Source organism: Mycetohabitans rhizoxinica HKI 454 (assembly GCF_000198775.1).
Classification (GTDB): Bacteria; Pseudomonadota; Gammaproteobacteria; order Burkholderiales; family Burkholderiaceae; genus Mycetohabitans; species Mycetohabitans rhizoxinica.
This window is the reverse complement of the sequence record NC_014722.1, coordinates 1,576,780-1,584,738: the sequence shown is the minus strand read 5'-3', so window position 1 is coordinate 1,584,738 and position 7,959 is coordinate 1,576,780. Positions and strand designations below refer to the sequence as shown.

At 57.2% G+C, this 7,959-nt stretch carries 1 protein-coding gene; it reads left to right on the top strand.

What is annotated here, in order from left to right; genetic code table 11:
- The first annotated feature begins 40 nt into the window (after nt 1-40).
- On the top strand, nt 41-7,870 hold the full coding sequence (locus RBRH_RS07315) for a type I polyketide synthase (protein WP_041753595.1): 7,830 nt from the start codon (nt 41-43) through the stop codon (nt 7,868-7,870).
- The last annotated feature ends 89 nt before the right edge of the window (nt 7,871-7,959 follow it).

Genomic DNA, 7,959 nt, shown 5'->3' with positions numbered 1-7,959 from the left:
TGCGGCCGGGCACATCAGGATGGGAAGGGCATTCAGAGCCATGGAAAAGACAACTGCAAACGATTTAAATGACATCAGCCTGCCCACCCAGCGGCGTGCGGGACAACGGCAAACTGTGCAGCAGCAGACCCGACGGCAAATCGGCGGTGGCGTAGACAGCGGTGCTAAAACGGAACCGAACGCCAGCAAAGTGGCGATCGTTGGTTTCTCCGGGCGTTTTCCCGGCGCCGATAACACTGAGGAATTTTGGCGTTTACTGGTGCAGGGGCACTCAGCCATCAGCGAGTTTCCTTATTGGAACGTGCCGGGCATTGCCGAACGCCGCCACCTGCGGAAAGAATTTGCTTGCCCGGGCGGCTTCATCAAGGACCCCATGGCGTTTGACGCCGATTTCTTTAAAATCTCGGCGCGTGAAGCCGAAGCGATGGATCCTCAGCACCGCATCGTGCTGGAGCAAACCTGGGCTGCTTTCGAAGACGCGGGGATTCCCCCGCAAAGCCTGCGTGGCAGTGATACGGGGGTTTATATCGGCGTATCGTCAGCCGACTATAACGGTTTATTGGCCCGCACGGCGGCAGGCGCTCACGATGCTACTGGCAACGCCCATTCGATCATTGCCAATCGGATTTCCTACCTGTTCGACTTTCACGGTCCCAGCGCGCCGGTCGATACGGCCTGCTCTAGTTCGTTGGTGGCAGTATACAAGGCGGCGCAAGCCATTCTTAACGGTGACTGCACGGTAGCGGTCGCCGGTGGGGTCAACCTCTGTTTCGAGCCCATGGTGTTCATCGGCGCCGCGAAGGCAGGCATGTTAAGCCCTACCGGCCGTTGCAAAACCTTTGCCGCCGATGCCGACGGCTATGTGCGGGGCGAAGGCGTTGGAGTGTTAATCCTCAAGGATTACCAACAAGCATTGGCCGATGGTGACAACATCGTAGCCACGATTATTGGCTCGGCGAGAAACCATGGCGGCCACGCCAATTCGCTGACCGCGCCTAACTCCACGGCGCAAGCCAATCTGATCAAACAGGCCTGTCGAGGCGTTGATATTGACAGCATAGGCTATATTGAGGTCCATGGGACAGGCACTCGTCTCGGAGATCCCATTGAGATCAGCGGGCTCAAGCAGGCATTTGCTGAGCTGGGCCGTAGCAGCGAGCGGCGCTGTTACCTCGGCTCAGTAAAAACCAATATTGGCCACCTCGAATCTGCTGCTGGTATCGCCGGATTGATCAAGACGTTGCTGGTTCTCAAACACGGTTATCTACCCAAGAGCCTGCATAGCGAGCAGCTTAATCCCTATATCGACTTGGCTGACAGCCCTTTTGAAGTGTTGCAGCAAGCGCGGGAGTGGCCGCAGCAGTCTGACACGCCCCGTCGTGCGGGTGTCAGCTCGTTCGGTTTTGGCGGCACGAATGCTCACATCGTACTGGAGGCGGCTGAGCCACCGGTCGGCGTAACCGCACAAGGCAGCGCTGCGACGATCTTTCCGATATCGGCCAGGACGCCTGACGCACTCAAGTCGCGAGTCAAGCAGTTGATTGACTTTATAGCGCAACGGCCTCAGCTTGCGTTACCGGATTTGGCCGCCAGTTTACAGTTGGGCCGTGAGGCGATGGAATGCCGGTTGGCAATCGTGGCAGACAGTCGAGACAGCCTTCTGGACCAACTCGGACACTATCTTACCAACGGCGACGATCAGGGCGACGAACCTGCCGGCGACATTGCGACGGGTGAGGTGCTCCGAGCGCTGCAACAACAGGATCGCGACACGTTGCTCGCGTTATGGTGCCGGGGGGCAACCGTCGACTGGCGTCAGCTTTATCCAGATGGTCGGGCGCATCGAATCCCGCTGCCGACCTATCCGTTTAGCCGTGAAACTTATTGGATCAGCGCTGCGCTGGCGGTCGAGCACTCGGGTGAGCCGATCCTACATCCTTTAGTGCAGCGTAATACTTCGGACCTGGCGGGGCAACGGTTTAGCAGCCGATTTAATGGTAACGAATTCTTCTTTGACGAGCATCGGGTCAATGGCGTCAAAATCCTGCCAGGGGTCGCTTACTTAGAAATGGCCAGGGCTGCGGTCGAGCTGTCGCTGGCCGACGATGAGGCGCTGGTCCAATTCAAGCATATCGCGTGGCAGCACCCGATGCGCCATGACGGTGGCGAGCTGGCCATCGACATCGAGCTGTCAGAGCAAGACAATGGCGAGATTCTGTTCGAGATTCTCGGTGCTACCGTGGATGGCCCAAGCTACTGCCGCGGCGTGGCGTTGCTCGGCACTGCTCAAGCCTTACCGCAGCTGAACTTGCCAGCCATCGCCGCTGCTACCGAGCAGCAGCGACTGGAGCCACAGCAGTGCTACCAAATCCTTGGCAAGATGGGGCTGAACTATGGGGAACACTTCCGCGGGATCAGCGAATTGCAGGCGGGCAACGGCCAAGTGCTGGCTAAATTGGCGTTGCCCGGCGAGCCCTCAGAAGCTGACGAGTGCGACAAGTCGCTGCGTTTGCCTCCCGGCCTGCTCGATTCAGCGTTGCAGGCGGCGTTAGGACTGGCGCTGGTAGATCCGACTCAGTCGGATGCTCGCCGTGAGCCACTCGTACCCTTTGCGCTGGATGGCGTGATTTTGGGTGATCTTAACCTGCTCGGCAACGGTTGCTATGCATGGGTACGTTATGCCGCTAATCACCATCCCGGACGAATTAACAAGTTGGACGTGGATCTGTGTGACGCCCAGGGCCGGGTGGCGCTGCGTCTGCTTGGCTTCTCGTCGAAAAGATTGGATAGCAGTCAGGCTAAGTCGCTGGTGATGGCGCCAATCTGGCGGGATAAAGCGCCACGCCAGGACGGTGAACGACACTACAACCGGCAATTGATCTTACTGGCGGGTAATCAACCCATCATGCTGGACAAACTGGCAGACTGCTGCCAGGAACGGAGATCGGGCCGGCAGATCAGCGTCGAGCGATTGCCTGCCGCTGCGGAGGATCCCGCCTTAGCGTTGCAATCCTTGGCCGGCGTTTTGCTTGGTTACCTGAAAGACAACCGATCGGATAGCTTGGTGCAGTTGGTTCTGCTTGACAGTGATCATGGCCCACGACTTACCGCCCCGGTCTTCGCATCACTGCAAGCGCTGCTCAAGACCGCTAAAAACGAAGGACTGATCGCTGCCGGCCAGTGCATTGAGGTGTCTGGGATCCATTCGCCTGAGTCGCTGGCGCAGTTATTGATCGAGGATAGCGATCAGGATGACGAGCGAGTCCGTTATCAGGATAGCGTTGGAACCCGGTATCAGTGCCAGGTGGCGTCCTGGCGGGAAACGGCGTTGGCCGCTACCGGAACCGCGCCGTGGCGCGCCGGCGGCGTCTACTTGCTGACCGGCGGCGTAGGTGGATTGGGGCTGTTGCTGGCCGAAGCGATAGCCCGGGAAGCGCATGGCGCCAAGTTGATCCTAGCTAGCCGCTCGGCTGGCCAATTGTCGTCTAAAGCCGCCGAGCGGATCGCCGATATCAAAAAGTTAGGCGCTCAAGTGCAGCTTGAGGCGCTGGACGTGGCGGATCGGACCGCTGTCGATGAACTAATCGCGCGGTGCGAGCGGGAGTTTGGCGGTATTAACGGCATTTTTCACTGTGCTGGTCTGACCCGGGACAGCTTGCTTAACAACAAGAGCGAGGCCGATTGGGCGGCGGTACTGAGGCCTAAGGTGGCGGGGGTGCTGAATCTGGACCGGGCTAGCGCTCATCTTGCGCTAGATTGTTTTGTCCTGTTTTCGTCGGTTTCCGCGGTGATTGGTAATGTTGGCCAGGGCGACTATGCGCTGGCTAATGCCTTTTTGGACGAGTTCACCGGCTGGCGTAACCGCCAGACCGCTGCGGGTCATCGCCATGGCCGCACGCTCGCGGTGAACTGGCCGTTATGGCGCAATGGCGGGATGCAGATTGATCCTCAACGCGAGCAACTCATGGTCGAGCAGACTGGCATCCAACCGTTGAGCGATCACGGTGGCCTGGAGTTGCTGCGTCGGGCGCTTGCCGATACCAGCGCACCTGAGCGGTTGATGGTGTTAGAAGGCAATACCGCCAAAATTAAAGCCTTTATCGCGGCTCAGTGGCATGAGCCGGTGTCGGCTATGTTTGACGAGCCGGTCGCGGCTGAACAGCCTGCTGCGCCGACGACGCAAATTCTAGTTGATGAGCCGTCGCCGGTGGCCAACGCCAATGACGAATCAGTGCACCGGGATTTGACCGAGCCGGCGATCCGTTATTTCAAGCAATTGCTCTCGACGACGCTGAAGCGGCCTGTAGAAAAAATCGACAGCGATGGCTCCTTCGAACGCTACGGCGTTGACTCGATCATCCTCACCGAGCTGACGACTAAACTGGAACAAAGTTTTGGCTCGCTACCGAATACGTTGTTATACGAATACCAAACGGTGCGTGAGCTGAGCGAGTACTTTATTCATCATCATCGCGACGCGTTGCAGCAGCGGGTGTTGGGCGAGCCGGTTAATCGGCGCACGACCGCCAAGAACGAACAGAAGACAGAGCCGGTAGCGCAGGTAGAAAAGGTCGAGCAAATAGCCGTTGCGACGCAGCTGCCCGCGCGCAAGCGTCGTCGCCGTGCTGCGCGGCAAGATACCCCGTCAATGGCCAATTCAAGCCGTGAACTGGCGATCGTCGGTATAAGCGGGCGCTACCCTGGCGCCGAAGATTTGGAGGCGTTTTGGCATAAGCTGGCAGGCGGCGAAGACCTCATCAGCGAAGTGCCCACGCAGCGCTGGGACCATCAGGCTTATTTTGCTGACCAGCGCGACCGGTTTGATAAGACCTATTGTAAATGGGGCGGTTTTCTCGATGGGGTAGAAGATTTCGACCCGCTGTTTTTCAATCTGTCGCCTCGTGAGGCGGAAATCATCAACCCCAACGACCGGCTGTTTATCGAAACTTGCTGGAACTTACTGGAAAGTGCCGGGTTGACTCGACAACGGTTAAAACAGCAGTATCAGCAGCAGGTTGGCGTGTTTGTCGGCGTCATGTACCAACAGTACCAAGCGTTTGAAGCGGATTTCGTCAGAGAGTCGCTGGTGTCCGTGACTTCATACAGCGCGATTGCGAACCGGGTCTCTTATTTCTTTGATTTTCAGGGGCCGAGTTTGGCGATCGACACGATGTGCTCGTCGTCGATCTCCGCGATCCATGCCGCCGGTGAGGCACTGCGCAATGGCGATTGCCGGCTGGCGATTGCCGGCGGCGTTAACCTAACGCTGCATCCGAAAAAATACATCGGCCTGAGTATCGGTAAGGTGCTGGGCAGCCACGCCAGCAGCCGCAGCTTTGCCGACGGCGATGGTTATTTGCCGGCGGAAGGGGTCGGCGCAGTCTTGCTTAAGACACTGGCCGACGCCGAACGCGATGGCGATCAGATCCTGGCGGTGATCAAGTCGACCGCCGTCAATCATGGCGGCCATACCCATGGTTTTTCGATGCCTAGTGCCAAGGCGGAGGCAGCGCTGATCGACAGCAACTTCAAGCGAGCAGGTGTTGATCCGCGCACGATCAGTTATGTGGAGGCGGCGGCGAATGGATCGGCAATGGGCGACGCCATCGAGCTTAGTGCGCTGAATCGAGTCTTTGGCCAAGCCGGCGTGGCCCACCAATCCTGTGCAATCGGCTCGGTCAAGTCGAATATCGGCCACGCCGAGGCGGCTTCGGGCATGTCCCAACTCAGCAAGCTGGTATTACAACTGCAACATCAGCAACTGGCGCCGTCTTTGTTGCTTGGCTCACTTAATCCTAAGCTGGATTTTGAGAATTCACCTTTTGTATTGCAACGCGAGTTGGGCCATTGGCCTCAGCCCGTGGTCGAGACGGACGGGGTAAGTCGACAATATCCGCGCCGGGCAGCGCTCAGCGCTTTTGGTGCTGGCGGCTCCAATGCTCACCTGGTGCTTGAAGAATATCAGAAGCATCAGCAAACCCCAGGACAACTAGAGGGCAATGTAGCGCAGGTCGAGAACGGTGTTCTTTATATCGTGCCGATATCGGCGAAAAGCGTCCGCTCATTGCACCAGGGGGTGTCGAGGTTGGCCCGCCATCTCGATACGCATCCGGATTTACGAATCAACGACGTTGCCTACACTCTGCAAGTTGGCCGTGAAGCGATGCCGTGGCGGCTGGCGTTGCTAGTGAAAAGCATGGACGAGTTACGCGCTGCACTGTACAAGATTGTGCAGGTGCTGAACCGCGGTGACGGGATGGCTGCGTTGGAAAAGCTCAATTTGCCTTTGTTCTTTGGCAATATTGACGAGGTACCGGCGGCGATAGCTAGCCTGCTATCCGGTCCTGGCGCAGACGCGTTAAGCCGTAGCCTGATGGCTGCCGATGAGCGACAACAGCTGGCGCTATTCTGGACTCAGGGCGGTGAGATTTCTTGGGACAATCTAGCGGAAAATACCTCTGCTGGTTATGGCGTAAAAATCGTCTCATTGCCGACTTATGCGTTTGATAAAAAACGCTACTGGCTCGAGCAGTCCAACACGCCAAAAACGTTGCATGACAACGCTATGGCGGCTAGCGCGACGCAGCAGACCTCGGACAGTACGGCAGTGAACGTGGTCGATGAGCATGTTAGCCACGAGGAGACTGCCGCTGAACATGGGCTGCGCGTGTTGGCTGATTTGCTGGGTATGCAACCGCAAGAGTTGTCGCCGGCCAAGCCACTCAGTGTCTATGGTGCTGACTCCATCGTCATGGTCCAGTTGGCGATGCGGCTACAAGCGGAAATCGATCCTGAGTTAGCGTTGGCCAACATCCAGCAGTGCGTCACGATTCAAGACTTGCTTGCGTTGCTGAACGAACGGGGTGAGCGGGCGAGCGCAAAAGGGCCCATGCTGCCAGTGAAAATCAGCGAGCTGTTTACTCGTCCAACGACACACTTCTTGGAGCTGCAGCGACTCAATACGGTGGACGATGGCCGACCCATTTTCTGGTTCCATGGCGCCCTGGGTGGCACTGAGATATACCAAGAGCTAGCCCATCATATCGACCGGCCGTTTTTCGGACTTCAAGCCAAGGGATGGATGACCGAGCGCGAACCGCTCCAGGGCATTGAGGCGATGGCGGCCTATTATGTTCAAGCGATTCAATCGGTGCAGCCCCAGGGCCCCTACGATCTTGGCGGTTACTCGCTCGGTGGCATGCTGGCCTATGAGGTGACCCGGCAATTGCAGGAATCGGGGGAAGCGGTAACGACTTTGGTGATGCTGGATTCGCCGGATGTCACCGGTGAGCGTACCGCCAAGTTGGCCGATAAGACCCGACTGCTACAGGCAGTCAATATGTCTTTGCAGATGACGATCAGCGACACGCCTGAACGTTTTGCCGAAGTGTTAATTCACCGGGACGAAATTGATCTGTCGTTGTCGCATCAAGAATATCGGCAGCAATTGATGACGTTGGCGCGGCAGCGAGGGCTGAAGATAAGTGATGACCGGTTGCAGCAGATGATGGAGCAAGTGGCGCGGATTCAACAATCCTACCAGGTGGAGCATTATCAGATTCTGCCGTTGCCGAAGGCCGAGGAAGTCGCCTGTTATTACTTCCGTAATGCCAGTGGTTTGTGGATGGGAGATTTGGAGCCTTATTTTTCCACCGACAGCCAAGAATTCGCGGCCTTTAATCACACAAACTATTGGCAAGAATGGCAACGACAATTGCCAAGCTTTGAGATGATTGAGGTGAACTCATCCAGCCATATGACGTTGTTGACCGAACCCGAGGTGTTTGACGTGATCGCAGAATTCTGCGTGTCGCTGTATGGGCAAGAGTTGATTGAGGGTAAGCGCGGTGTTAGGACTGTCTTGACGTAAAAGGTTGCTTTCGGCGCCTGCGTGTTAAAAAAGGGTACATCTGCCTATAAAGTGACCCCACACAGTTGGATGGTGTGGCAGCTATGCCT

Excerpts from the sequence above, each read along its gene's own strand:
- RBRH_RS07315 (WP_041753595.1), top strand. The coding sequence starts at position 41 with ATGGAAAAGACAACTGCAAACGATTTAAATGACATCAGCCTGCCCACC.